This is a genomic window from Ectothiorhodospira lacustris (genome assembly GCF_022227785.1).
Lineage (GTDB): Bacteria > Pseudomonadota > Gammaproteobacteria > Ectothiorhodospirales > Ectothiorhodospiraceae > Ectothiorhodospira > Ectothiorhodospira lacustris.
On record NZ_JAJNQM010000021.1, the window covers coordinates 1 to 26,376 of the forward strand.

The 26,376-nt window shown below is 65.3% G+C and carries 25 protein-coding genes; 12 read left to right on the plus strand and 13 right to left on the minus strand.

Annotation, left to right across the window (positions count from 1 at the left end):
* Both LQ952_RS05915 and LQ952_RS05920 read right to left on the minus strand, forming a co-directional pair.
* On the minus strand, positions 1–959 hold a 959-nt coding region (locus tag LQ952_RS05915; RefSeq protein ID WP_238621734.1), incomplete at its 3' end, for a RimK family ATP-grasp domain-containing protein.
* A 32-nt stretch (positions 960–991) separates the two neighbouring features.
* Positions 992–2,086 (minus strand): peptidase C39 family protein, encoded by a 1,095-nt coding sequence (locus LQ952_RS05920; protein WP_238621735.1) that lies wholly within the window; start codon positions 2,084–2,086, stop codon positions 992–994.
* A 268-nt stretch (positions 2,087–2,354) separates the two neighbouring features.
* On the opposite strand from LQ952_RS05920, the gene argA reads away from it, so the two are divergent.
* Positions 2,355–3,698 (plus strand): amino-acid N-acetyltransferase, encoded by a 1,344-nt coding sequence (gene argA / locus LQ952_RS05925; protein ID WP_238621736.1) that lies wholly within the window; start codon positions 2,355–2,357, stop codon positions 3,696–3,698.
* Between the two features lie 11 nt (positions 3,699–3,709).
* On the opposite strand, the gene dksA is transcribed toward argA, so the two are convergent.
* Together dksA and LQ952_RS05935 are read right to left on the minus strand one after the other, a co-directional pair.
* A complete protein-coding gene (dksA, locus tag LQ952_RS05930) occupies positions 3,710–4,117 on the minus strand; it encodes an RNA polymerase-binding protein DksA (RefSeq protein ID WP_238621737.1) in 408 nt (135 codons plus the stop codon).
* 81 nt (positions 4,118–4,198) lie between these two features.
* The gene (locus tag LQ952_RS05935; RefSeq protein WP_238621738.1) at positions 4,199–4,861 is read right to left on the minus strand and encodes an O-methyltransferase; all 663 of its coding nucleotides are present in this window, start codon (positions 4,859–4,861) and stop codon (positions 4,199–4,201) included.
* 147 nt (positions 4,862–5,008) lie between these two features.
* Here LQ952_RS05935 and cpdA point away from each other — a divergent pair, with 147 nt between their 5' ends.
* Positions 5,009–5,866, plus strand: coding sequence for a 3',5'-cyclic-AMP phosphodiesterase (gene cpdA / locus LQ952_RS05940; protein WP_238621739.1), 858 nt, complete (start codon positions 5,009–5,011; stop codon positions 5,864–5,866).
* Between the two features lie 11 nt (positions 5,867–5,877).
* Here the strand turns inward: cpdA and glgX are convergent, their stop codons facing one another.
* On the minus strand, positions 5,878–8,037 hold the full coding sequence (gene glgX, locus LQ952_RS05945) for a glycogen debranching protein GlgX (protein ID WP_238621740.1): 2,160 nt from the start codon (positions 8,035–8,037) through the stop codon (positions 5,878–5,880).
* A 167-nt stretch (positions 8,038–8,204) separates the two neighbouring features.
* Between glgX and LQ952_RS05950 the strand changes: the two genes are divergently transcribed.
* From LQ952_RS05950 to ubiT, 3 genes are all read left to right on the plus strand, one after another.
* Positions 8,205–9,317, plus strand: a complete 1,113-nt coding sequence (locus LQ952_RS05950; RefSeq protein WP_238621741.1) for an aminoglycoside phosphotransferase family protein — start codon at positions 8,205–8,207, stop codon at positions 9,315–9,317.
* Complete coding sequence (murU, locus tag LQ952_RS05955) at positions 9,317–9,982, plus strand: N-acetylmuramate alpha-1-phosphate uridylyltransferase MurU (protein ID WP_238621742.1); 666 nt, start codon at positions 9,317–9,319, stop codon at positions 9,980–9,982. The genes LQ952_RS05950 and murU overlap by 1 nt, the downstream gene beginning before the upstream one ends.
* A gap of 85 nt (positions 9,983–10,067) precedes the next feature.
* Positions 10,068–10,595, plus strand: coding sequence for a ubiquinone anaerobic biosynthesis accessory factor UbiT (gene ubiT / locus LQ952_RS05960; protein WP_274521505.1), 528 nt, complete (start codon positions 10,068–10,070; stop codon positions 10,593–10,595).
* Positions 10,596–10,643: 48 nt separating this feature from the next.
* Here ubiT and LQ952_RS05965 read toward each other — a convergent pair whose 3' ends face one another.
* Together LQ952_RS05965 and rpmE are read right to left on the minus strand one after the other, a co-directional pair.
* A complete protein-coding gene (locus LQ952_RS05965) occupies positions 10,644–11,444 on the minus strand; it encodes a thermonuclease family protein (protein ID WP_238629412.1) in 801 nt (266 codons plus the stop codon).
* 16 nt (positions 11,445–11,460) lie between these two features.
* The gene (gene rpmE, locus LQ952_RS05970) at positions 11,461–11,664 is read right to left on the minus strand and encodes a 50S ribosomal protein L31 (protein WP_238621744.1); all 204 of its coding nucleotides are present in this window, start codon (positions 11,662–11,664) and stop codon (positions 11,461–11,463) included.
* A gap of 131 nt (positions 11,665–11,795) precedes the next feature.
* On the opposite strand from rpmE, the gene rimO reads away from it, so the two are divergent.
* Positions 11,796–13,151 (plus strand): 30S ribosomal protein S12 methylthiotransferase RimO, encoded by a 1,356-nt coding sequence (gene rimO / locus LQ952_RS05975; RefSeq protein ID WP_238621745.1) that lies wholly within the window; start codon positions 11,796–11,798, stop codon positions 13,149–13,151.
* A 247-nt stretch (positions 13,152–13,398) separates the two neighbouring features.
* Here the strand turns inward: rimO and LQ952_RS05980 are convergent, their stop codons facing one another.
* On the minus strand, positions 13,399–14,379 hold the full coding sequence (locus LQ952_RS05980) for a malate dehydrogenase (RefSeq protein WP_238621746.1): 981 nt from the start codon (positions 14,377–14,379) through the stop codon (positions 13,399–13,401).
* Positions 14,380–14,456: 77 nt separating this feature from the next.
* Positions 14,457–14,708 carry a DUF6489 family protein gene (locus LQ952_RS05985; RefSeq protein WP_238621747.1) on the minus strand — a complete coding sequence of 84 codons (252 nt, stop codon included), beginning with the start codon at positions 14,706–14,708 and terminating at the stop codon, positions 14,457–14,459.
* 108 nt (positions 14,709–14,816) lie between these two features.
* Here LQ952_RS05985 and LQ952_RS15975 point away from each other — a divergent pair, with 108 nt between their 5' ends.
* The 5 genes from LQ952_RS15975 (at position 14,817) to LQ952_RS06010 (ending at position 20,469) form a co-directional block, all read left to right on the plus strand.
* Positions 14,817–15,695 (plus strand): 5'-3' exonuclease, encoded by an 879-nt coding sequence (locus LQ952_RS15975; protein ID WP_238621748.1) that lies wholly within the window; start codon positions 14,817–14,819, stop codon positions 15,693–15,695.
* Between the two features lie 28 nt (positions 15,696–15,723).
* Positions 15,724–16,389, plus strand: a complete 666-nt coding sequence (locus LQ952_RS05995; RefSeq protein ID WP_238621749.1) for a DUF1007 family protein — start codon at positions 15,724–15,726, stop codon at positions 16,387–16,389.
* On the plus strand, positions 16,377–17,462 hold the full coding sequence (locus tag LQ952_RS06000; protein WP_238621750.1) for a nickel/cobalt transporter: 1,086 nt from the start codon (positions 16,377–16,379) through the stop codon (positions 17,460–17,462). The genes LQ952_RS05995 and LQ952_RS06000 overlap by 13 nt, the downstream gene beginning before the upstream one ends.
* 58 nt (positions 17,463–17,520) lie before the next feature.
* Positions 17,521–18,045, plus strand: a complete 525-nt coding sequence (locus tag LQ952_RS06005) for a pseudouridine synthase (RefSeq protein WP_238621771.1) — start codon at positions 17,521–17,523, stop codon at positions 18,043–18,045.
* A 363-nt stretch (positions 18,046–18,408) separates the two neighbouring features.
* A complete protein-coding gene (locus tag LQ952_RS06010; protein ID WP_238621751.1) occupies positions 18,409–20,469 on the plus strand; it encodes a transglycosylase SLT domain-containing protein in 2,061 nt (686 codons plus the stop codon).
* A 186-nt stretch (positions 20,470–20,655) separates the two neighbouring features.
* Here the strand turns inward: LQ952_RS06010 and LQ952_RS06015 are convergent, their stop codons facing one another.
* The 4 genes from LQ952_RS06015 to LQ952_RS06030 are packed head-to-tail and all read right to left on the minus strand — an operon-like array spanning position 20,656 to position 24,867.
* Entirely contained in the window at positions 20,656–21,540 is an 885-nt protein-coding gene (locus LQ952_RS06015) for a fructosamine kinase family protein (protein ID WP_238621752.1), read from the minus strand.
* On the minus strand, positions 21,537–22,121 hold the full coding sequence (rsmD, locus tag LQ952_RS06020) for a 16S rRNA (guanine(966)-N(2))-methyltransferase RsmD (protein WP_238621753.1): 585 nt from the start codon (positions 22,119–22,121) through the stop codon (positions 21,537–21,539). Before rsmD ends, LQ952_RS06015 begins: the two co-directional genes overlap by 4 nt.
* A complete protein-coding gene (locus LQ952_RS06025) occupies positions 22,121–23,446 on the minus strand; it encodes a M16 family metallopeptidase (protein ID WP_238621754.1) in 1,326 nt (441 codons plus the stop codon). Before LQ952_RS06025 ends, rsmD begins: the two co-directional genes overlap by 1 nt.
* 56 nt (positions 23,447–23,502) lie before the next feature.
* Entirely contained in the window at positions 23,503–24,867 is a 1,365-nt protein-coding gene (locus LQ952_RS06030) for a M16 family metallopeptidase (RefSeq protein WP_430733756.1), read from the minus strand.
* Between the two features lie 383 nt (positions 24,868–25,250).
* Between LQ952_RS06030 and ftsY the strand changes: the two genes are divergently transcribed.
* Positions 25,251–26,366: a signal recognition particle-docking protein FtsY gene (ftsY, locus tag LQ952_RS06035; protein ID WP_238621772.1), complete on the plus strand. Its 1,116-nt coding sequence runs from the start codon at positions 25,251–25,253 to the stop codon at positions 26,364–26,366.
* Positions 26,367–26,376 lie beyond the last annotated feature (10 nt).

Genomic DNA, 26,376 nt, shown 5'->3' on the forward strand with positions numbered 1-26,376 from the left:
CCGATCACCTCCTCGGCCGCCAGGATGTTCTCCTTGCGCAGGATCAGCGTCTTAGGCGTGGGCACCTTCTGTCCCGCCAGCAGTTCCGCCAGATAGACCTTGTTGGTGCACTTGAGAATGGAATCCGGATCATCGATCACCACCATCCCCTCGCTGTCCGCCTTGCGGGCAAAACGGTAGGTGTAATGGTCGATCCGGGTCGTCTCGCGGATGAGCAGGGCATCGAACTCGGCCAGACGGCCGAAATCCTTGCGGTCGATCAGGTCCACCTCCAGCCCCAGGGCCTTGCCCTGGCGAACGAACTGGTTCAGCGCCGCCCGATTGGACGGCGGCAGATCCTCGTCCGGGTTCTGCAGGATGGCCAGGTCATACTTGAAGTTTCGCGGCCCGCGCGGCTTGCGCCAGGGACGCTTGAGATAATGGTCCAGGGCCTCGAAGAAGGCCGTTTCCTGCTCCGGGGTCAGGCTGTTCAGGGCCAGGGGCTTGATGGCTTCGATGCGCCACTGACCGACCAGCCTGAATTCCACCTTGAACATGGGCGCCCGAAAGATGGAGAACAGCTGCTGGCCGATCTCGTGCATTTCCTTGGGGGCGCACTGGCCGAAGAAGACCGTGATCTCGAAGGCGGTGGGCTGCAGGCCGGCACGCTTGCGCCCCAGCACCCGGGCCACCTTGCGGTCGATGTCCTCGGTATCCAGGCTGTAGATGGATTTTCTGGACAGGTCCTGCAGGGTACGCACCGTGGGCACCACCTTGTGCTGACGGGCTTCCGCCAGCAGAGAGCAGTAATAGCCTTCGCTCAGGTAACGGTGACTGCGGCACAGGTTGATGACCCGCAGACGGGTATGACTGGAATACCTGGGATTGGTGAGGTAGTCCTCAGCCACCACCACGGGGTATTCGGGGAAATGGGGCTTCCAGTCCCCGGGCTGCTCGATGAGCAGGACGTGATCCGACATGGATAGTGTTCTCCTTTTTGTGGTGGGGAAGACTACGAACGAGGATAGACCACCAGCACGGCCTTGAGCCCGGCCTTGCCGTACCGGGCCATGCGCTCAAAATCCCGCTGCAGGATGGGCATATTGATGGAATCCATTGGGGTTTCACCGTTGTCATAATCCACGAAGGGATCGTGCACGTAGATGAAGTGATCATCAAAACCGGTCACTACCACCCAGTGGGGAAACTTCTCACCGTAGATCTGGTAGGAGCTGATCAGCACCACCGGGATGCCCCCGGCCTCGAAACGGGCGCGCAGATCCGCCGCGCTCAGGGTACCGTAATGGACCGGTACGCACCGCTCCCGCAGCTCATCCAGCATGTCCTCCTGCACCAGCCGCATGACCTCCTTCTTCTCCTCACTGCGCACGGAATCCAGCAGGGGCATGCGCTCGTCGTTCAGGGTGAGTTCCACCCCGAAGCCGCGATGGGCGGCGGAAAGCGCCAGACCGAAAGGGCCGCACCCCCCATGTCCGGCGGTCATGAAAATGGTGGTAGCCTCTCGCCACAGACGCAGCTCCAGACGCCGATCCATGTGCATGGCGGGGTCCAGCGCCTTCATGGCCATCATCACCGATGAAGGTCCACAGGTGAAATCCAGGGTCTGTTCGTAGAAAGGCACCCGCACCATGTCCGGCTGCAGATGCGGCGCCAGGGATTTTTCGTAACGCCAGGCATCCATGTGGTCTTCGTAGTAATCCCCGTACTCGCCGAAGCGGCGATAGCCCAGGGATTCGAACAGGCGGATGGAGGCCTGATTGTCCTTGCGAATCTCCAGGCGCAGATAGGCACAGTCCTGTTCCCGGGCCTCGGTTTCAGCGGCCTCCACCAGTTGCAGGCCGAGACGCCGTCCGCGGGCGGCACCATCCACGGCAATGGAATACAGTCGGGCCATGGACGTGCCGCGACTGAACAGCAGCAGCACATACCCCAGAATCCCCTCCCCTTCGTCAAACACCAGGGTATGGGCCTTACCCTTGGTCAGCAGGTAGCGAAACTGGCGGCGGGAGAGTCGATCACTGGAAAAGCATCGCTGCTCGATTGCCAGCAGAGCGGGGATATCGGAAAGCTGGGCGGGGCGGATCACTAAAGGGAGGACCGGGACGGAAAGGGGGCCCGTAGAGCCGGGAAGATGACGAGAAGTCTACACCACTTAACGATAGCAAAACCGCTGTATCAGCCCCTTGATCAGGTCCTGGGCGGGTTTGATCTGATCCAGACCCAAAAACTCGTCCGGCTGATGGACCTGACGGATGTCGCCATGATGGAAAACCCGCCGGCCGGGGGATGTCGGCCTGGGGTCCGATTCTATTAGGATATGACCCTTTCCACCGAGCTTTCAGGACATCAAGGTATTGAAACACGCCCCCATCGCCCCCCACGTCGCCTGGTTCCGCGACGCCGCCCCTTATATCAACACCCACCGGGATCGCACCTTTGTGATCGCCTTCGGCGGCGAGGCGGCCCTGCAGCCGGGATTTGCCGCCCTGCTCCACGACATCGCCATCCTGCAGACCCTGGGGGTCCGTCTGGTGCTGGTGCACGGGGCACGCCCACAGATCGAGGCGCGGCTACGCGCCCAAGGGGCTGAAATCCGCTATGTCAACGGCCTGCGGGTCACCGACGAGCAGGCCCTGCGGGCGGTCAAGGATGCCGCCGGTTCCCTGCGGGTGGAGATCGAGGCCCTGCTGTCCATGGGACTGGCCAATACCCCCATGTCCGGGGTGCGGGTGCGGGTCTCTTCCGGCAATTTCGTCACCGCCCGCCCTCTGGGGGTGCGCGACGGGGTGGATTACCTGCACACGGGCGAGGTTCGCCGGGTGGATACGGAAGGACTGCGGCGACACCTCCAGTCCGGCGAGATGGTCCTGCTGCCGCCCATGGGCTACTCCCCCACCGGCGAGATCTTCAACCTCAGCGCCGAGGACGTGGCCATCGCTGCCGCCGTCGCGCTCAAGGCGGACAAGCTGATCTTCTTCAGCGACACCCAGGACCTGCGGGACGGGGATCAGGTCCCCATCACCCATCTCACGGCGGACCAGGCCGAGGAACTGCTCCAGGGACCACGCAGCATCCCCGATGAACTGGCCGCCCACCTGCGCAGCGCCATCACCGCCTGTCGTCAGGCGGTGGAGCGGGTACATATCGTCGATCGGTGCCAGGACGGCGCCCTGCTGATGGAGCTGTATACCCGCGAAGGGGCCGGCACCCTGATCACCGGCGAACGCTTCGAACGTCTGCGCCAGGCGCAGATCGAGGATGTGGGCGGCATTCTGGAACTCATCCAGCCGCTGGAGGCGGAGGGTATCCTGGTGCGCCGTTCCCGGGAGCAGCTTGAGCTGGAGATCGAACGGTTCTCCGTGATCGAACGGGACGGCATGATCCTGGCCTGCGCGGCCCTGTATCCGTTCCCGGAAGAGCAGGTGGGAGAACTGGCCTGCGTGGCGGTCCACGCCGACTATCGGGGGGGCGGTCGCGCCGAGATGCTGGCGGAATATCTGGAGTCACAGGCACGGACCATGGGCATCACACGGCTGTTCGTCCTCACCACGCGAACCGCCCACTGGTTCCGGGAACGGGGGTTCGAGCCGGGCGAACTCAAGGCCCTGCCCATCACCCGGCAGCAGATGTACAACTATCAGCGCAATTCCAAGATCTTCATCAAGCCCCTGCCGGAGGCCCGACGCAAGCCGGGCTGATCACGGCCTGATCAGGAGAAGCGCTCGTCGCGCTCATGCCGCTCCTGTGCCTCGATGCACAGGGTGGCGATGGGACGGGCCTCCAGACGGCGTAGGCCGATGGGCTCGCCGGTCTCCTCGCAATAACCGTAGCTGCCGTCATCGATGCGCCGCAAGGCGGCGTCGATCTTGCCCAGCAGCTTGCGGTAGCGATCCCGGGTGCGCAGCTCCAGGCTGGCATCGCTTTCACGGCTGGCCCGGTCGTTGGGGTCCGGCTCCCGCCACTGCTCCTCCTGAAGATTGCGGATGGTCTGCTCCGACTCATCCAGCAGTTCGTCACGCCATTGCAGCAGCTGACGGCGAAAATAGCTCAGATGTCTGGGGCACATGTAGGGCTCATCCGCATCGGGACGATACCCTTCGGGCAGATCGACGTTCATCACGGATCCTCACTGCCGAAAAGACCGGAGAGGGTGAAAGGACGAAGTATACCCTCCTCTTCACCGCCGGGGGAGCAGGGCTCAGCGTTTCCGGGCCACCGTCAGCCCATCCCCGATGGGAACCAGGCTCAGGCTCACCGCGGGGTCCTCATGAATCAAGGCGTTGAAGGCCCGGATGGCCTCGGTTTCCGGGGCATGGTCATCCGGGTCCGCCACTCGGCCGGCCCACAGGGTATTGTCCAGGCAGATCAGCCCACCCTGACGCACCAGCCGCAGGCAGCGACGGTAATAGTGGACATAGTTGGCCTTGTCCGCATCGATGAATGCCAGGTCGAAGGTACCGGCCGCACCGTCCGCCAGCAGGCCATCCAGGGTATCCATGGCCGGGGCCAGCCGCAGCTCGATGCGATCACCCAATCCCGCTTCCTCCCAGTAACGGCGGGCAATCCCGGTCCAGGTCTCGTTGACGTCACAACAGACCATGCGCCCCTCTTCCGGCATCGCACCCGCCATCCACAGGGCGCTGTAACCGGTAAAGCTGCCGATCTCCAGCACCCGGCGGGCACCGGTCAACTCCACCAAAAAGGCCAGGAACTGCCCCTGTTCAGGGGCCACCTGAAAGTTGTGTTCGGGCAGATGGGCCGTTTCCTCCCGCAGACGCTGGTACAACGGGGGCTCGCGCAGGGAAACCGACCAAAGATAGGCCTGCAGACGCTGATCCAGCTCCGTGGTGAGATTGGACATGCTCATTTGTCTCCAAAAAGACCGATTCCATGCAGCCTGTCAAGGCAGCGTCAAACTCTTTCGTTATACTCGGAAACAAACCTGCCGTACATGCATCAAACTGCCTGAGTATCGATGGAACCCGTTTGGGTCAAGGAGAAGTCGCTTATGAGCCTGAATGGACCCTTCGCAAGACCGCAGCGCATCATTCAGATCACCGACCTGCATCTGCGCGAACGCCCCGGGGATATCATGAATTCCGGCATCAATACGGATCACAGCCTCCGGCTGGTGCTGGAGCAGATCCGCCGCCGGGAAAAGGCGCCGGACCTCATGCTGGCCACCGGCGACTTGGTGCATGACCCGGTCGCCGGCGCCTATCGCCGGCTGCGCACCCTGCTCAACCCCCTGCCCTGGCCCATCCAGTGTCTGGCCGGCAACCATGATGACCCCCAGGTCATGGAGGACGTGCTCTGCAAGGACAACCTCAGCTGCCGCAAGGCCGTGTCCCGGGGCGAGTGGCTGTTCGTCAGTCTGTGCAGCGTCGTGGACGGTGAACCCCACGGCCACCTGGATGAGGGCGAGCTGGCTTTTCTGGATGAAGTGCTCACCCGTCACCCTGCCCGCAACGCCCTGGTTTCCCTGCATCACCCGGTGGTATTCGTAGGCAGCACCTGGATGGATGCCATCAACCTGCGCAACACCGAAGCCTTCTTCCAGGTACTGGACCGGCATCCGCAGGTTCGCGGCGTGTTGTTCGGACATGTGCACCAGCAGGTGGATCAGGTCCGCAACGGGGTCCGGCTCATGGGCACCCCCTCCACCTGCGTGCAGTTCGCCCCCCGCACCCGCAATTTCCAGCTCGACCTCCTGCCCCCGGCCTACCGGCGGCTACAGCTTCACGCCGACGGGCGCATCGATACGGAGGTGGTTTACGCCTTCAGCGAGACCGATACCGACAGCGCGCCCCATCACCCGACGGCGGCGCCCCTGGAAAACGCCGCGGACCAGATCAGCATGGTCTGACCCGGTGACGTTCAGTCGCCGCCGTTCTGCCGCCGCACCGGCCGGCTGGCATTGAGCATCAGCACCACCGCCCGCGCCTGCAGGGGATACACCTCATGGCTGTGAAACATCCGGTGGTCCGGGCGGGGTCCGCGAGGATAGACCGTATCCAGCAGCACTTCCCAGCGGGTACGGGCAGGCTCCGGTGGTAGCCGGAACGAGATCGGCTCGTGGCCGGCATTGAACAGCAGGATCATGTCCGTATCCCGCACCCGGCGGCCGCGCTCGTCATACTCCTCGAAGAGATCACCGGCGATGAACATGCCCAGGCTGCGGGCAAAGCCCTGCTGCCAGTCTTCTTCCTTCATCTCCTCACCGTCAGGGCGCAGCCAGGCCAGATCCTTCACCCCGGCCCCCATGATGGGGCGTCCCTGGAAGAAATGTCGCCGACGCAGGGCGGGATGATCCTTGCGCAGCCTGATCAGATACTGCACGAACGGGATCAGATCCCGGGCATGCTCATCCAGCTCCCAGTCCACCCAGGACAGCGGCGCATCCTGGCAGTAGGCATTGTTGTTGCCCCGCTGGGTGCGCCCGCGCTCATCCCCCGCCAGCAGCATGGGGATGCCCTGGGACAGGAACAGGGTGGCCAGCATGTTGCGCTTCTGGCGCGCCCGCAGATCCAGGATCTCCTTGTCGTCCGTGGGTCCCTCCGCGCCGCAGTTCCAGGACAGGTTGTGGTTTTCCCCATCCCGATTGTCCTCGCCGTTGGCTTCGTTGTGCTTGTGGTTGTAGCCCACCAGGTCTTCCAGGGTGAACCCGTCATGGCAGGTAACAAAATTGATGCTGGCATAGGGACGACGTCCATTGGACTCGTACAGGTCTGAAGAACCGGTGAGACGATAGGCCATGTCACCGATCAGTCCGTGCTCTCCCTTCCAGAAAGCCCGCACGGTATCCCGGTAGCGACCGTTCCACTCGGTCCAGCCCACAGGGAAGTTGCCCACCTGATAGCCGCCCTCCCCCAGATCCCAGGGCTCGGCGATCAGCTTCACCTGGGACAACACCGGGTCCTGGTGGATGATGTCGAAGAAGGCCCCCAGCCGGTCCACCTCATGCAGCTCACGGGCCAAGGCGGAGGCCAGATCGAAGCGGAAACCGTCCACGTGCATCTCCAGCACCCAGTAGCGCAGGGAATCCATGATGAGCTGCAGCACCCGGGGATGGCGCATGTTCAGGGTATTGCCGCAACCGGTGTAATCCATGTAATAGCGCCGGTCTTCGGGAACCAGCCGGTAGTAGGCGCTGTTGTCGATACCCCGGAAGGAGAGGGTCGGTCCCAGATGACTGCCCTCGGCGGTATGGTTGTAGACCACATCCAGGATCACCTCGATCCCCGCCGTGTGGAGGGTCTTCACCATGGTCTTGAATTCGTTCACATGACCGGAAGCGCAGTAGCGCATGTCCGGCGCAAAAAACCCCATGGAGTTGTAGCCCCAATAGTTTCGCAGCCCCTTCTCCACCAGGTGCCGGTCATCCAGAAAGGCCTGCACCGGCATGATCTCCACCGCCGTCACGCCCAGACGCTGCAGATAGGAGATCACCGGCGCCGTGGCCAGGCCCGCATAGGTCCCCCGCAGGGCGGTATGGACATGGGGGTGCAGCGCAGTAAACCCCTTCACATGCAGTTCATAGATCACCGTCTCATGCCAGGGGGTGCGGGGCGGCCTGTCATCCCCCCAGGTGAAGGCGGTATCGATGACCTGGCACTTGGGCATGCCGGTAGCCGAGTCGCGGCGATCCATGAGCAGGTCTTCCCGGCTGGAACCGATGCGATAACCGAACAGGGCATCGCTCCATCGCACCTGGCCATGCAGGGCCTTGGCATAGGGGTCCAGCAGCAGCTTGTTGGGATTGAAGCGGTGACCGGCCTCCGGCTCATAGGGGCCATGGACCCGATAGCCGTACAGCAGACCCGGACGGGCCTCCGGGAGATAGCAATGAAAGACCAGGTCCGTCTGCCAGCGCACCTCGATGCGCTCCAGCTCCCGCCGACCGTTGGGGTCGAACAGGCAGAGCTCCACTTTTTCAGCGTGTTCCGAAAACAGGGCGAAATTCACCCCTTCACCGTCCCAGGTGGCCCCGAGCGGATAGGGACTCCCAGGCCAGATCGCCCAGTTGGAATGGGGCATGCAGCATACCTTCCGCACCGAACGGGGTGCGCGCTTGAAACGTACCGGATATTGGCCTGCAGTATAGGGTCCGGCGGAAACCCTCCGCAATCGCGAACCCGCGCTTGGCGAAGCCTGCAGGCGTGTAATAATGAAGGTCCCCCCACCGAAACCCGCCCTGCAAACTGATGAAAACCAGTGCCACCCCCAATACCCGACGCGCCGATCTGCATGCCTGGCTACGGGGAATGATCGGGGAAGACACCCCCATGCCCCGACTGCTGTCCGCCGATGCCAGTTTCCGGCGCTATTACCGAATCTGGGAATACAACCGCAGTTGGGTGATCATGGACGCCCCGCCGGACCGGGAGTCCGCCGGCGACTTCGTGCACATCGCAAAGATCCTCCGGGAACTGGGCCTGAGTGCCCCGCGCATCCATGGCTTTGATGCCGAGCAAGGCTTTCTGCTGCTGGAGGATTTCGGCGATCACACCTTCAGCCGTGCCCTCGCGGACGGCGCCGATGAACACGGACTCTACCGCCTGGCTACCGACGCCCTGATCGCCCTCCACCGGAGCTGGAGCCATCACCATGCCCATCGGATCGAGGCCTACAGCGAATCCGTACTGCTCAACGAGGCCCTGCTACTGCTGGACTGGTACTGGCCGGAAGCCAGGGGCGACCGCTGTCCCGATGAGATCCGCCGGGACTTCGTCACTGCTTGGCAGGGCATCCTGCCTCAGACCGGCGCCCTTCCCCATACCCTGGTGCTCAGGGACTACCATGTGGACAACCTGATGGTCCTGGCCGGTCGCCAGGGGGTCGCCGCCTGCGGCCTGCTGGACTTCCAGGATGCCCTCATCGGCTCGCCCGCCTATGATCTGGTATCCCTGCTCCGGGATGCCCGCCGGGACGTGGACCCCGGGGTGGCCGAGACCATGATGGCACGCTACCGGGACGCCTTCCCCGGTCTGGATGCCACCGCCCTGGACGACAGCTTCTGGATTCTGGGCGCCCAGCGTACCACCAAGATCATCGGCATCTTCACCCGTCTGTGGCGCCGGGACGCCAAGCCCGCCTATCTGCGCCACCTGCCGCGGTTGTGGCGGCTGCTGGAACAGGAACTGGCCCACCCGGCCCTGGCCCCGGTACGGGCCTGGTATGACGCCCACCTGCCCCACACCCACCGTCTGGCCCTGGCCCGCAACGGCATGCACCAGCCCTGGGAACCCTCGCGCATGAACGGCTTGGCGACGACCCTGCCGGACCCGGCCCCGGGCCTGCCGGAGGCTCGCTACTGATGCACGCCATGATCCTGGCCGCCGGTCGGGGCGAACGCATGCGACCGCTCACCGACCATACCCCAAAGCCCCTGCTGGCGGTGGCCGGACGCCCCCTGATCGAGTACCACCTGTTGCGTCTGGCCACCGCCGGTTATCGGGACGTGATCATCAATCTGGCCCATCTGGGGGAACAGATCCGGGCACACCTGGGAGACGGGGGTCACTGGGGACTGCGCATCCGCTACTCCCCCGAGGACGAGGCACTGGAAACCGGCGGCGGAATCTTTCAGGCCCTGCCGTGGCTGGATTCGAACCCGTTTCTGGTGATCAATGGCGATGTCTGGACGGATCACCCGCTGACGCCGCCGACAATGCCTGCACAGGATCTGGCCCACCTGGTCCTGGTGGACAATCCGCCCCATCACCCGAGGGGGGATTTCCATGAGAACAACGGGCGGATCATGGCGGCGGGTGAGCCCCGCCTCACCTTCTCCGGCGTCGGCTGGTATCGGCATGAACTGTTTGCAGACTGCCGACCGGGGCGCTTCCCGCTGGCGCCCCTGTTGCGCGCGGCGATGATCCAGGGACGGGTCGGCGGCCAGCATCATCGGGGAATCTGGCAGGACGTGGGGACGGTGGCACGACTACGGGCACTGGATGACATGCTCGGCAACCCGGCGTAAGACTGGCCGCGTCCCCTCGATACGGGCTAGAATTTCAGGCTACCAAGGACACACCCGTCATACCGCGACAGTCACAGGTATTGCCATGCATCTTCCCAAGCCCCCCATCCTGCTGCCCCTGGGCGCCGGCCTTCGCCTGCTTCCGGACGCCGTCCATACCCGGGTCTTCTCCGCCCTCATGAATCACATGCTCAAGGGTCAGCCTGCGGCTGATGAACTGGGTCCGCTGGAAGGCAAGCGCATCTGCCTGGCGGTGACCGACCATTCCGGCAGCATCTGTTTCCGGGTCAAGGATGGGGGCGTCACCCACTGGGACTGCAAGGCAGCGAATGACTGGGACGTGCGCATTCGGGGTCGTCTGGAAGACTTCTGGCGCCTGGCCACCCGCAGTGAAGACCCGGACACCCTGTTCTTCAGCCGACGGCTGGATCTGGAGGGGGAAACCGAGGCGGGCCTGTACCTGAAAAACCTGCTGGACACCGCCGAACCGGACTGGGAAAGCCACATCCACGCGGTGCTGGGGCAGCGTGCCGGCGCCAAGGCCGTGAAGATGCTCAACCACCTGGGCCTGGGCCGTTACCTGCCCGGAGGCCTGCACCCCACCGGCCACTGACACGAGAGGCCCGCGCCGGGGAATGCCCGGCGCGGGCCGGTCTGCAGGTCAATCCAGAATCTGCAGATCCGACGGATGGCGGATGCGGATGCGCGCCTGGCCCCGGTGACTGTAGACCAATCCCCGCCCCATCACCTGCCGCCCCTGAAGCACCGCCGGGTCCAGCCCCGGGAAATGAATCATATCCTCATGATCGATGCGGAAGGCCACATTCCCCTCCAGATTGATCCAGTGGGAACGCTGACTCTCTCCCAGACGCACCACCCGGCCCTCCACCTGCCGGAAACCCTCGGTATCCGGGGGTAACTCCTGCGAATTGAACACCCGCAGATGTTCCTGCTCCCAGATCTTCAGCCCGGCCTCGCGGGCCTGGGCCTCCGCATCCCGGTAGCACTGCAGATTCCAGTCGTTGGGGGGGATGGTCAACGCCACCGCCAGACCACGGGCCAGCAGCTCGGCGTGGATGGACTTGCCGTCCGGGGTGAACAGGTGGGCGAGACGCCGTCGGTAGTGATCCCGACGCTCACGGTCAAGCACCAGCAGCACCTGATGGTCATGGGCCTCCAGGATCTCGATCAGGGCATCCCGGGCCTCGTGGCCGAAAGGTTCGGCACTGTTTTCCCGCCGGAATATCTCCGGGGTATCCAGGCCGATCATGCGCACCCGGGTACCGTCGGAGAGGCGCACGGTATCCCCGTCATAGACATGATTGACCCGGGCCTGCTCCACCCGCCCCGCCGGGCCGCCGCAGGCATCGGGCAGCGTCACGGCCTGGGCCATGCCCGCCACGGACGCAACAAGGGCGCCGACCAGCAGCGCCCCTGTTTTCAAACCGGTCAATCGAGCCACGAAATCCGGCCCGATCTTACATTCCGTAACGACGACGGAACTTGTCCACCTGGCCGGCCGTATCGACGATCTTCTGCTTGCCGGTATAGAACGGATGGCAGGCGGAGCATACTTCCACCTGCAGGCTGTTACCGGCCTGGGTGGAACGGGTGGTGAACGTGTTGCCGCAACTGCAGGTCACGGTGACATCGTGGTAATCGGGATGGATATCCGCCTTCATGCAAGCACCCTCGAAAGCCTGTATAGCGCTAAGAAAAGAGCGGCAATATACTGGATGATCCCATCAGATACAAGGCGCGCGTGGATGGGCAGCCATTTTGGCCCCCCCGCCGCCCCTTTTGCGAGTCATCCGTGAACCAGCTTTCCTCCGCATTGCCTCCCCGCGTCGGTTTCATCAGCCTGGGCTGCCCCAAGGCCCTGTCCGACTCAGAACGCATCCTCACCCAGCTGCGCGCCGAAGGCTACGGCGTCTCTCCCAGCTACGCCGATGCCGACCTGGTGGTGGTCAACACCTGCGGCTTCATCGATGCCGCCGTCACCGAGTCCCTGGAGGCCATCGGTGAGGCCCTGGCGGAAAACGGCCGAGTCATCGTCACCGGCTGCCTGGGCGCAGACGCAGACAAGATCCGCGACCGCTTCCCGAACGTGCTGTCCGTCTCCGGCCCCCATGCCTACGAACAGGTCATGACGGCGGTACACGCCCATCTGCCCGCCCCCCACGCCCCGTTCGAGAGCCTGGTCCCACCCCAGGGAGTACGCCTCACCCCCCGGCATTTTGCCTACCTGAAGATCTCCGAGGGCTGCAATCACCACTGCAGCTTCTGCATCATCCCCCGCTTTCGCGGTGATCTGGTCAGCCGCCCCGTGGGCGAGGTGATGCAGGAGGCGGAGAACCTGGTGGCCGCCGGCGTCAAGGAGCTGCTGGTCATCTCCCAGGACTCCGGCGCCTACGGGGTGGACGTGAAATACCGCACCGGGTTCTGGGGCGGCAAGCCCCTGCACACCCACATCCAGAGCCTGGCCGAGGCCCTGGGCAGCCTGGGGGTCTGGGTGCGGATGCACTATGTCTACCCCTACCCCCATGTGGATGACCTGATCCCGCTGATGGCGGAGGGACGCATCCTGCCCTACCTGGACATCCCCCTGCAGCACGGCAGCCCCCGCATTCTCAAGGCCATGCGCCGCCCGGCCGCCGCGGAACGGGTGCTGGAGCGAGTTCGGCAATGGCGCGAAGTCTGCCCCGACATCACCCTGCGCAGCACCTTCATCGTCGGTTTTCCGGGAGAGACGGACGAAGACTTCGAAACCCTGCTGGACTTCATCCGTGAGGCCCGACTGGACCGGGTAGGCTGCTTCACCTATTCACCGGTGGACGGCGCCCCCGCCAACGAGCTGCCCGGCACGGTGCCGGAGTCCGTCAAGGAGGCACGCATGGCCCGATTCATGGAGGTACAGGCCGGCATCAGCGAGGCCCGGCTGGCGGAAAAGGTGGGGCGCCGGATGCGGGTGCTGGTGGACGATCTGGACGAGGACGGCACCGCCATCGCCCGCTCCAGCGCAGACGCACCGGAGATCGACGGCCTGGTCTTCGTGGAAGATGGGGAGGCACTGCGCCCCGGAGACTGGGCCGACGTGGAGATCATCGACGCCTCGGAACATGACCTGTTTGCCCGGCAAACAGAGGGGACCGCCGGTCCGGCAAATTAAAGATCCGTCATTCCCTTCTCATCCGTCATTCCCGCGAACGCGGGAATCCAGCAGTGCTCAGCCCAACCTGGACTCCCGCTTTCGCGGGAGTGACGACGAGGGTGGGAACAGACCGCTTACACAAACGCAGCCCCGCTATTCCCTTGCACATCCGTCATTCCCGCGAACGCGGGAATCCAGTCACGGATGTTGAAAAAATCCCGAACGCCCCCCTTCTCCCCCAAGGAGACAAGGGGGGCGAAAACCCTCAGGGCAGCAGATGCGCCACGCCGTCGCGCTCTTCCCGCAGCTCCTGCTCCGTCACGGTCATGCGCCCGCGGCTGAACTCATCAATCTCCAGGCCCTGCACGATGCTGTAGTCGCCATTCTTGCAGGTCACGGGGAAGGAGTAGATCAAACCTTCCTCAATGCCGTAGCTGCCGTCGGAAGGCACGGCCATGCTCACCCAGTCACCATCCGGCGTGCCCAGAGCCCAGTCACGGATGTGATCGATGGCGGAGCCGGCCGCAGAAGCGGCGGAAGAGGCACCACGGGCCTTGATGATCGCGGCACCGCGCTGCTGCACGGTGGGAATGAAGTCACCCTCATACCAGTCCCTCGCCACCAGACCGGAAGCGGCATCACCCTTCACGGTGGCCTGACTGATATCCGGATACTGGGTGGCGGAATGATTGCCCCAGATGATCATCTGGCGGATGTCCGTGGTGGCGGCACCGGTCTTGCCGGCCAGCTGGGCCAGGGCCCGGTTGTGGTCCAGACGGGTCATGGCGGTGAAGTTGCGCGGATCCAGATCCGGTGCATTGCGCTGGGCGATCAGGGCATTGGTATTGGCAGGATTGCCCACCACCAGCACCTTCACCTGACGGCCGGCCACCGCGTTCAGGGCCTTGCCCTGCACGGAGAAGATCGCCGCATTGGCCTCCAGCAGGTCCTTGCGCTCCATGCCCGGACCACGGGGACGCGCACCCACCAGCAGGGCGTAATCCGCATCGGCAAAGGCCTCTTCCGGCTTGTCGGAGATCACCGTACCGGCCAGCAGCGGGAAGGCACAGTCTTCCAGCTCCATCACCACGCCACGCAGGGCATCCATGGCGGGGGTGATTTCCAGCAACTGAAGGATGACCGGCTGGTCCTTGCCGAGCATGTCGCCGGAGGCGATGCGGAACAAGAGGCTATAGGAGATCTGGCCAGCCGCGCCGGTGACGGCAACGCGCACGGGGTTCTTCATGAAACTACCTCCAGAGTACTCGATAGGATGAACAAGGCCGGAATTCTAGCAGAAAGCATGCTCAGGCAATGGGACGGTCATTTCTTTTCGGAATCACTACCGCTCTGGGTAAAAGCCTGCCAGAACAACTTCTGCATGGCATCCATATTAGCGATGCCGCTTTGCAGCATGGGCTGCATGAGGGCCAGGGACTCATAACCCTGCTGACCCTCACGGATACGCCGGGCCAGATCATCCATCATTTCCTTCTGCAGCGGCGCCACATCGGGCAAGCCGAGAAAGGCACGCAATTCTTCCGGAGTGGCATCCAGCTCCACGGTCACCTTCATGACAACTCCTTCGCCGCGCAGACGGCGTTTGGGGGTAAACCCGCAAGGTAACAGATATCGCCCGCACTTGAAGCCATCCCGCACGGCCCGGCCTGATACAATCCCGCCGTGAACACACCCACCTATCTCATCGACACCAGCATCTTCATCTTCCGGGCCTGGTTCGCCCTGCCCGACACCCTCACCTGCCCCCGGGGGCAACCGGTGAACGCAGTCGTGGGTTTCATGAATTTCGTCCGCAACCTGATGCGGGAAGAACACCCCGAACGGATTGCCTTCGCCTTCGACGAAAGCCTTGGCAGGCACTATCGCCAGGCCATCTACCCCCTGTACAAGGCCCATCGCCCCCCGGCCCCGGAGGCCCTGAAACGCCAGTTCCGGCTCTGCCGTGAACTGCTGGATGCCCACGGCCTGACCACCCTGTCCAGCCGGGAATACGAGGCCGACGACCTCATCGGCACCCTGGCCACCCGCGAACGCCGGGCCGGGCATCCGGTGATCCTGGCCACCGGCGACAAGGACCTGACCCAACTGGTGACCGACGGCGACCTGTGGTGGGAACCGCGCCAAAACCGGCGCCTGGACCCCGGCGGCATCCGCAAGATGCTGGGCGTCCGCCCGGACCAAGTAGCAGACCAACTGGCCCTGGCGGGCGACAAGGTGGACAACATCCCCGGCATCCCCGGCGTGGGCATGACCACGGCCGCCCGCCTGCTCAGACGCACCGACACCCTGGAAGCCCTGCTGGCGGACATCCCCGCCGTGGCCCACATGCCCATCCGAGGCGCCAGGCGACTCATGGGGCTGATCGAAGCCCACCAGGACACCGTGCGCCTGGCCCGGCGGCTGACGGGCATTCATTGCCAAGTACCGCTACCCGAAGGACTGGACCTGCGGCCCGGCCCCGATGACGAAACCCGGTGGCGCGCCCTGTACGCGGAACTTGGCCTGGACGGAACCCCGGTCACCCAGGCACTGTCCCTGTAAATCGATCGCTTATCGGCAGACACCACCCATGCCTCACCCAGGACTCCAACGCCCCCTGCGCACCCTCTGTTGCCTGCTGCTGGCCCTGTCGGCGGTGACCTTCAGCCCGGCCGGAGCCCACCCTCATGCCTGGATCGACCTGGAGGTGACCGCCGTGTTCGACGACACCGGCCATGTGACCGGGCTGCGCCAGACCTGGCTGATGGACCCCTTCTACAGCGTCTTCCTGCTGGACGAGATGGCTCACAATGCCACCGGCGACACCCGGGAAGAAAAGCTGGCGGACATCGCCCGGCAGGTGATCGAAAATCTCACCGAGTACCACTTCTTCACCGAAATCCATCACGGCGAACAGCTCATCCGCGACGTGCGTGCCGAGGCCCCCACCCTCAAAGAGATCAACGGGCGCCTGGCGCTGAGCTTCACCCTGCATTTCCAGACTCACGTGGACCCCGCCCGGGCGTCGCTGCGTTATGCCGTCTTCGACCCCACCTATTTCATTGAAATCCTGCACGCCGAAAACACCGTGCCCCATCTGGAGGGCGGCACGGAGCGCTGCGAGATCCGCATCCACCAACCCCGCCCCGATCCGGTCCTGGTGGCCAGGGCCATGGCCCTGGACTACGACCAGACCGGTGACCCGGACCTGGGCAAGCACTTTGCCGAACGCGCCGAAATCCGATGCTCCGACTGATCCTCCTTTGTCTGGCGGCCCTGTTGCTGCCCCTCCACGTCCATGCCTCCCCACTGACCGGCGGGGGAGCGCCGGCGGCCGCACCCGCCCAGCCGTTGATGTTGTTCGAAGATGAAGCCCGAGCGGAACCGGGTCTGCGGGATCGCATGGTGGCCTGGGTCATCACCCAACAGCGCCAACTGCACCGCCGACTGGCCGACGGCATGCAGCAGGTACGGGAGAACCCCGGCCCCACCAGTGCCGGGGCGCTGATCCTGGTGAGCTTTCTCTACGGCGTCTTCCATGCCGCCGGCCCCGGCCACGGCAAGGCCGTCATCACCACCTACCTGCTCACCCACCGTCAGCACCTGCGGCGCGCCCTGAGCCTGTCCTTTGCCTCGGCCATATTGCAGGGGGTCACCGCCATCGCGCTGGTATCCGGCGTCCTGCTCATCGCCGGCATGGCCGCCCGTGAAGCCATGGGCCGGGCCTACCTGCTGGAGCAGATCAGCTTCGCCCTGGTGGCCCTGCTGGGGGCCTGGCTCAGCCTGCGGGCGGTGCGCGGCTATCTGCGGCTGTATCGCGCACCGGCACCGGCGCCGGTCCGACTGCAACCGCTCACCGTCACGCCCCCGGCCGGTCATGGCCTGCGCTCCGCCCTGCCCCGGGACGTGACCCACCCCCACGGCCCCGGCTGCGGTTGTGGTCACGCCCACCATGTCACGCCCCGGCAGGCGGCCGAAGCGGGCAGTCTACCCGCCATGATCGCCACCATCGTGGCCGTGGGCATCCGTCCCTGCACCGGCGCCATCCTGGTGCTGGCGGCCGCCCATCTGCTGGGCCTTTGGCCGGCCGGCATCGTTGCCGTCCTGGCCATGTCCCTGGGCACGGCCATCACTGTGTCCATTTTGGCCATCCTGGCCGTCAAGGCCCGCCATCTGGCGATCCGGCTGGCGGGCGGCGGCGAACACCGGGGCATGATCTGGGTGGGCCAGACCATCACCCTCGCCGGGGGATTACTGATCCTGGGCCTGGGCCTGCTGCTGTTCACCGGCAGTCCGGGCAGCGCGGGAAGTCACCCCCTTGGTCTCTAGGCACAGATCCGCCCCCCGGCGGCCCGTCCGGAAACCGCAGGATCGACCCACCCGCGTCATCCTGCTGAACAAGCCCTACGACGTCCTCACCCAGTTCACCGACGGCCAGGGCCGCCGGACCCTGGCCGACTTTGTTCCCATCCCCGGTGTCTACGCCGCCGGCCGGCTGGACCGGGACAGTGAGGGCCTGGTGGTCCTGACCAATGACGGCCGCCTGCAGGCCCGCATCACCGATCCGGCCCATCACATGAGCAAGACCTACTGGGTGCAGGTGGAAGGGGTGCCCGACCTCGAAGCCCTGCACACCCTGGAGACAGGCGTGACGCTCAAGGACGGCCTCACCCGCCCGGCCGAGGCACGGATCATGGGTGAACCGGCGGGACTCTGGCCGCGGGACCCGCCCATCCGCGAGCGCAGGCACATCCCGGTCACCTGGCTGGAACTGACGATCCATGAAGGCCGCAACCGGCAGGTACGGCGCATGACCGCGGCGGTGGGCCACCCCACCCTGCGCCTGATTCGCCAACGGATCGGCGCCTGGACCCTGGACGGACTGGCGCCGGGACAGTGGCGGGAGGCCTGAAGATCCGGCAACGGCAGGCCACCTCTTGCACGACCCGGGATTGCCACTTAAAGTCGCATCTTAAGAAGGGTTCGGAATACGCCGAGAAGATTAAAAGCACGTCATTCCTGCGAGAGCGGGAATCTCGGAACACCGTCGTCATTCCCGCGAAAGCGAGAATCTCAGAACACCGCCGTCATTCCCGCGAAAGCGGGAATCTCGGAACATCGTCGTCATTCCCGCGAAAGCGGGAATCCAGTAACACACTGACAATTATGGGGACCCCCGCTTTCGCGGGAATGACGGAAAGGGGCTTGCTCGATGTTCCTCCAAGGTCGCCATTTCCCCAAGCCTACGCCGGTCCACCCGGAAGGGGTTCCATCCATGTCATCGCGTCGTCTGACGGGCTACCTGCTCCCGCTGCTGATCCTCCTCTCCGGCCCGGCCACGGCCACGGCCCTCACCACCGGCACCGACGCCCAGCGCGAACGTTTCGTGCAAACGGAACGTGCCCTCCAGCAGGGCAATCGCACCGCCTTCCAGCAAGGGATACGGGAACTGCAGGACTATGCCCTGCTGCCCTACCTGATCCACGCCGACCTCAATGCCCGGTTCCCGCGGATCGAACCGGGCGAACTGGACCGGTTCCTGGAACGCTGGGGCGACAGCCACCTGGGCCACCGCCTGCGCACCCGCTGGCTCACCCACCTGGCCGGCCAGGGGCGCTGGGAAGACTACCTGCGCCACTACCAGGGCGGTCTCGGGGCTACCCACACCTGCCAATATCACAACGCCCTGCTCAGGGCCGGCCGCCGTGACCAGGCCCTGGACGGGGTGGAAACCCTCTGGCTGGTGGGTCGTTCCCAGGTCAGTGAATGTGACCCGGTGTTCAACGCCTGGCGGGAAGCCGGTGGTCTCACCTCCCAACTGGCCTGGGAACGCTTCCGGCTGGCGATGGAGGCCGGCCAACCCGGACTGGCCCGATATCTGCGCCGCTACATGCCCGAGGGTGACCGGATCTGGGCCGACCGCTGGATCAGCCTCTACGAAGACCCCACCGGCCTGACCCGCATCCAGTGGCGCGCCGATGCCCACCCGGGCGCCCGGGACGCCATCGTCCACAGTTTCAACCGGCTGGCCCGACGCGATCCCCGCGAAGCCCTGACCCTGTGGGAGTCCGACCGGCGCGACTGGGGCATGGCCCGGGAGGATGCCTATGAGACCCGGCGCTTCATCGCCCTGCGCCTGACCTTGCGGGAAAAACAGGGTGCCCTGCCCCACCTGGCTACCCTGCCCGACGCCGTATTCGACGACCTGCTGCGGCAATGGCAACTGCGGGCAGCCCTGGCCAAGGGCGATTGGGAAACCGTGGCCAAGGCCGTCACCCACATGAGCGGCGAGGCCCGGCAGGAAGCCGCCTGGCGCTACTGGCATGCCCGCGCCCTGGAGCAGCTGGGAGACCAGCGCGGTGCCCGGACCCTCTACGACGGCGTCAGCGAGGAACGCAACTTCTATGGTTTCCTCGCCGCCGACCGTCTGGAGAGACCCTACCGCATCGGCCACCGTCCGCTGGACGTCACCCCCGACCGCATGGCAAGAGTCGCCCAGGACCCGGCTCTGGCCCGTTCCCTGGAAATGCTCGCCCTGGGCCGCATCATCGACGCCCGGCGGGAATGGATGCACCTGCAGAATCGCCTGCAGCAGCGGGACCGGGGCGACCTGGAAGCCCTGGCCCTGATCGCCGGACAGGTTGGCTGGCATGACCGGGCCATCTTCGCCGCCGCCCGCGCCCAGCGCTTTGACGACATCGACCTGCGCTTCCCCCTGGCCCATGCGCCCCTGATCATGGAAAAGGCCACGGTACAGGGCATCAACCCGGCCTGGGCCATGGCGGTGGCCCGCCAGGAAAGCGCCTTCATGCAGGACGCCCGCTCCCATGCCGGGGCCATGGGTCTGATGCAGATCATGCCGGACACCGGCCGCGCCATGGCCCCCCATGTGGGCGCCACGGTCAGCAATCCCATGCAACTGCTGGACCCGGACCTGAACGTGAGCATCGGCACCTATTACCTGCGTCGTAACCTGGACAACTTCGGCGGCCATCCCATGCTCTCCACGGCGGCCTACAACGCCGGGGCCGGACGCGTCCGTTCCTGGTTGCCCCGGGACGCGGAAGTCCCCGCCGATGTATGGGCCGAACTGATCCCCTTCTCCGAGACCCGGGATTACGTCAGGCGGGTGCTGGCCTACAAGATCCTCTATGAAGTACGCCTAGGCATGAGCCCCACCACCCTGAGCAGCATCCTGCCCCCGGTGACGCCCGCCGCCCGCCTGAGTCAGTCCCAGGTGCAGCACCAGGCCCGCTGGAGCGGCGCCAACGGCGGCCGCACGGCGGTGAATGATTATTGCGACGCGCCGGGGTATACCGACACGCCCTGCCTGTAAACCGTAACAGGATCGTCTGCCGCCTCCGCTTACCGGGTTCTGAACACGTCATTCCCGCGTAAGCGGGAATCCAGTGGCATACTGAAAATTCTGGACTCCCGCTTTCGCGGGAGTGACGGGCGAAATTAGAAAGCAACGGATGGAGTCAGGGAGTAGTAACCCAAGGGCAGCGGCTCAGCGCCTCCCTTACCCCACCTCGGCCAGCAACCGCCGGGCCACCCGCTCCGACTGCCCAGCATAACCCCCGCCGAACAGATTGAAGTGATTGAGCAGGTGATAGAGGTTGTACAGATCCCGCCGCACCCGATAGCCCGGGTCCAGAGGCCAGGCAGCCCCGTAAGCGGCATAGAACTCGGGTCCGCAGCCGCCGAACAACTCGGTCATGGCCACGTCCGCCTCCCGGTCACCGTAATATACCGCCGGATCGAAGATCACCGGCCGTCCCTCCCGGTCGGTGTCGTGGTTCCCACTCCACAGATCCCCGTGCAGCACCGAGGCCGTCGGCCGGTAACCCTGGAACAAGGCCGGCAATCCCTCCATCAGCCGTGCCACGGCATCGATCAGACCCGCCCGTCCTCCTCCCGCCTCTGCCGCCCGCCGGATCTGGAAACCCAGTCGGTGCTCCCGATAGAACGTTACCCAGTCATCGCACCAGGTGTTGATCTGCGGCGTACTGCCGATGGTGTTGTCCCGGTGCCAGCCGAACCGGGGGGCCGCATGCCGATGCAGGGCCGCCAACTGTTCCCCGAACCGGGCCGTGCGTGACGGGCCACCCAGAGGGACATGCTCCATCACCAGGTAACTGCGCCCCTCGATCACCCCGTGGCACAGGGGCTCGGGCACCCGGATCGCCCCCGGCGCCCGTAGGGCCAGCAGGCCTTCCGCCTCGGCGGTGAACATGTGGACCAGATTCGGACGATTGAGCTTGACGAAGAAACTGCGGCCGTCCTGCCCCTGCAGCACGGCGGTTTCATTGATGCAGCCCCCAGCGGCACCGCGCCGATCCTTGAGCACGAAGGGGCTACCGGAGGCCCGGGCGATCTCGCGGCAGAGAGCGGGCAAAAGGGTCATGCCGCCACCAGCCTGCCGAACACCTCGCCGGCCCGGGTCTCCCGCAACACCGTCCACCCCGCCGGTAGTTCCGTCTCCGGCTCCGACAGGGCCTGCTCCAGATACAGGCGCGCCCCGGGCCGCAGCAGGCCGGGACGGCTCAGATGCGCCAGACAATCGGGCAACAGCCCCTTGCCGTAGGGCGGGTCCAGAAACACGAGGTCGAAGGACTCGTCACAGGCGGCCAGATAGGCCAGTCCATCTCGTGCCATGACCTGGATCCGGTCCGTCCCCAGGGCCTCCACCTGAGTCTTGAGGTGCGCGGCTATCCGAACATCCCGCTCCACCATCACCACCCGCGATCCCCCCCGGGAAGCCGCCTCAAACCCCAGCGCCCCACTGCCGGCAAACAGGTCCAGACAGCGGGCACCCTGGATCACCGGCTGCAGCCAGTTGAACAAGGTCTCCCGCACCCGGTCCGGGGTGGGACGCAGGCCGGGGCCGTCGGGCACCGGCAACCGACGGCTGCGCCACTCACCGCCGATGATGCGCAGACGCCCCGGCGCACCCCGCCGGGGCTGCTTCGATATCCGGGTCTGCATCAACCCTCCCCGCCGACGATGACCGTCACCAGACGCGCCGGATCCACCCGGCGCCCGAAGGCCTCATTCACCGTGGCCGGTTCCAGAGCCTCCACCCGGGCGGTGAAGGTCTCCAGATAATCCAGCGGCAGGCCGTAGAAACCCATCATGGCCACATGATCCAGGATTCCCGAGTTGCTGGCGGTGCGCAGGGGGAAACCGCCGACGATATTGGCCTGGGCAGCCTTGAGTTCATCCTCATCCAGCCCGGACGCCACGAAGTCCTCCAGGGTCCGGCGCATCACCGCCACCGCCTCATCCGCCTGGGTGGCCTGGGTCTGCACCCCCATCAGGAACGGCCCCGCCGCCGCCATGGGTGAGAAATAGCTGTAGACACTGTAGGCCAGCCCCCGCTGGGTACGGACTTCTTCCATCAGCCGGGAGGTGAAGCCGCCCCCACCCAGACGATGATTCCCCACATAGAGGGAGAAATGGTCCGCATCCCCCCGGGCCATCCCGGGGTGGCCCATGAAGACATGGACCTGTTCGGAAGGAAAGTTCACCCGGATGGTCCGACCCGCCTCCGGCATGGCCACCGCGGGGAGCGCCGGGGCCGCCTCACCTGCCGACAGGACCGCGGCGATGCGCTCGGCCAAGGCCTCGGCCTCGGATCGGTCCAGCCCGCCCACCAGGGCCAGGATGCCGTTACGGGCCACGTAGTAGGTCTGATGGAAGGTCTTCAGGTGCCCCGGGGTGATGTCGGCCAGTCCGTCCTCGGTCCCCAGGGGAGAATGGGCGTAGGGGTGTCCGGCATAGACCGTCTCGAAGAAGGTGCGGCCGGCAATGGCCCCCGGGTTCTGCTGCTGGGCCTGCAGGGAGACCAGCGCCTGACGTCGGGCCCGGTCCAGGCCCCGCTGGGAAAACACGGGTTGGCCAACCACGGTGACGAAGGTCTCCACCGCCGTCTCCAGCCAGTCGGGTTCGGTCAGGCTGCGCAGGTTGAGGATGGCCATGTCCCGCTCGGAAGCGGCCCCGAACTGGGCGCCCACCCCTTCGAACCGCTCCGCAATGGTATCGGCATCCCAGTCACCGGCACCATCCTGCAGCAGGGTGTTGGTCAGGCGGGCCAGGCCGGGGTGATCACCGTCCCGGGCACTGCCGGCATTGAACACCAGCCGTGCATCCACCATGGGCAGGGCCGGAGAAGGCACGAAGTAAACCTTGAGGCCGTTTTCCGTCTCCCAGTGCTGGACCGCGGAGTCGGCCGGAGCCGTCATGGGCACGAGCAGCACCAGCAGGAGCAGCCCCGTCCAGCCGGGGCGTGACAGGCGGGAAAATGTCGTCATGTCAGGGTTCCTTTAACGTAAAAATCGCGCGTAGCACGCACTTGCGAATCAGGAAATCAGCGCAGATGGCCTTCGAAATACCCCGGCGGATCGTCCGGATCGATGGGCAACGGGTCCAGCCAGGCCACCGTGCGCCGGTCCGCCTCGAAATAGCGCCGGGCCACTGCCTGCACCTGTTCCGGCGTCACCGCCCGGATACGCTCGGCAAATTCATCCCCCAGCTGCCAGGGCAGCCCCACGCTCTCCAGCATCCCCAGGCGCATGGCCTGCCCCTGGATCGAATCCAGGCGATAGACCTCCCGGGCCACCACCTGGGCCTTCACCCGCTCCAACTCGGCGGTGCTCACGGGTTCATCCTTCAGACGTTCCAGGGCCTTGGTCAGGGCGGCCTCCACCTCCGCCCGCTCCACCCCGGCGGACGGGGTGGCACTGAGCATGAACAGGGTATCCAGTCGGGACAGGGGGCTGTAACCGGCCCCGGCGGAGGCCACCAGCTCACTTTCACGCACCAGTTCCCGGGAGAAACGGGCACTCTCGCCGCCGTCCAGCACCCCGGCGGCCACCTGCAGGGCATAGGGCACCCAGTCTTCCTCGGCGGTCATGATCACCGGCACCTTGTAACCCACCAGCAGATAGGGGACCCGTGCCGGCGCCCGTACCGTGATCCGCCGCTCACCCAGCTGCGGGGTCTCGGTGCGGGATTTCACCGCCAGTAGATCCCGCGCCGGGATGGGGCCGAAATGGGTCCTGGCCAGGTCGTGCACGGCCTCCGGCGCCACGTCTCCCACCACCACCAGGATGGCGTTATTGGGGGCATACCAGCGGTCATACCAGTCCCGCAGATCGGCCACCGTGTACTCATCGATGTCCGCCATCCAGCCGATCACCGGAATCCCGTAGGGACTGCTCAACCAGGCGACGGCATTGAAGTGCTCGAAGGTCAGGGCGTTGGGATTGTCCTCGGTCCGCAGACGCCGTTCCTCCCGCACCACCCGCATCTCCTGGATGAACTCATCTTCCGGCAGGGTCAGATTCCGCATCCGGTCGGCCTCCAGCGCCAGGGCCGTCCCCAGATGCTCGGTGGCCAGCTGCTGGAAATAGGCGGTGTAGTCCCGGCTGGTGAAGGCATTCTCCCGTCCCCCCAGCGCGGCGATGGTGCGGGAGAACTCCCCGGCGGGACGGGCTTCGGTGCCCTTGAACATCATGTGCTCCAGGGCGTGGGAGATCCCGGTGATGCCCCCGTGCTCATGACCGGACCCCACCCGATACCAGACCATGGAAGACACCACCGGCGCCCGCTGGTCCGGCAGCACCAGCACCTTCATGCCGTTATCCAGCATGAACTCATGGACGTTGCTCCCGTCATCGGCCGTGAGCCATCCGGGCAGCAGCAGGAACAGCAACAGACATACCCTCGTCATCTTCTGTTTCATTTCGGCAGACGTCCCTCAGTGGTAGGATGTGCGTTCTTGAACACCGTAGACCTCATCAGCGCATGTTCGGTTTCCGCAAGAAGAAAAAGCCCGTAGACCAGCCCAAGCAGGCTGTCGAACCCGTGGAGTCCCTGGAAATCATCGAGGGGCTTGAGATCATCAGGCCCCCCGAGGGTATCAGGTCCCCCCGGGACCGGGGCAAGGCCGCGCCGCAACCCGGAACGGCACCATCGACACCCGCCGGGCCGCCCCCCCCACCGGTGATCACGCCCCCGGCAGCACCGGTGATTGAACCGACCGCCAAGCAGCCGGAACCCGCCAAGGCACCGGTGATTGAGCCGGTCGCTCCCGGGCCGGAAACACCCAAGCCGATGGCACCCGCCACGGCAGTGGCCCCGGCGGCTTTGAAAACCGCACCCGAGATCAAGGCCGAAGCCCGGCCGCCGGTCGCCCCGAGCGGTCTGCCGAAAATCCCGGACGCGGCACCACCCTGGGCGGAGGCCGAGAAGCGAACAGAGCCTGAAAAGGTCGAGAAGGCCGATACAGGCGAAGAAACCTCGAAATCGGGCCTGTTCTCCCGCCTGCGCAAGGGGCTGTCCAAGACCTCCTCCAACCTCACCGAAGGCATGGCGGGTCTGGTCCTGGGCAAGAAGGCCATTGATGACGAGCTGCTGGAAGAACTGGAAACCCGGCTGCTCATGGCCGACGTGGGCATCGAGGCGACGGAAACCATCCTGGAAGGTCTCACCCGGCGGGTCGCCCGCAAGGAACTCAAGGATGCGGACGCCCTGGTCAAGGCCCTGGAAGGGGCCATGGTCGATGTGCTCAAACCGGTGCAGAAACCCCTGGTGATCGACGCCGGTCGCAAGCCCTACGTGATCCTGGTATTGGGCATCAACGGCGCCGGCAAGACCACCACCATCGGCAAGCTCACCCATCACCTGCGTCGGGAAGGCAAATCCGTCATGCTGGCGGCCGGCGACACCTTCCGGGCCGCCGCCGTGGAACAGCTGCAGACCTGGGGTGAGAGGAACCAGGCCCCGGTGATCGCCCAGGGCCAGGGCGCGGATTCCGCGTCCGTGATCTTCGATGCCTGGCAGGCCGCCAAGGCCCGGGGCATGGACGTGCTCATCGCCGATACCGCCGGTCGTCTGCATACCCAGTCCAACCTGATGGACGAGCTCAAGAAGGTGAAGCGGGTGATCCAGCGCCAGGCTCCCGACGCCCCCCACGAGGTCCTGCTGGTGGTGGACGCGGGCACCGGCCAGAACGCCCTCAACCAGGCCCGGGAATTCCATCAGGCCATGGATCTCACCGGCATCGCCGTCACCAAGCTGGACGGCACCGCCAAGGGCGGCATCCTGTTCGCCATCGCCGAACGGGTGGGTGTGCCGGTGCGTTTCATCGGGGTGGGGGAAAAGATCGAAGACCTGCGGGAGTTCAATGCCGAAGACTTTGCCAGGGCCCTGCTGTCGGCTCGTGAATAGGTCCATGGCC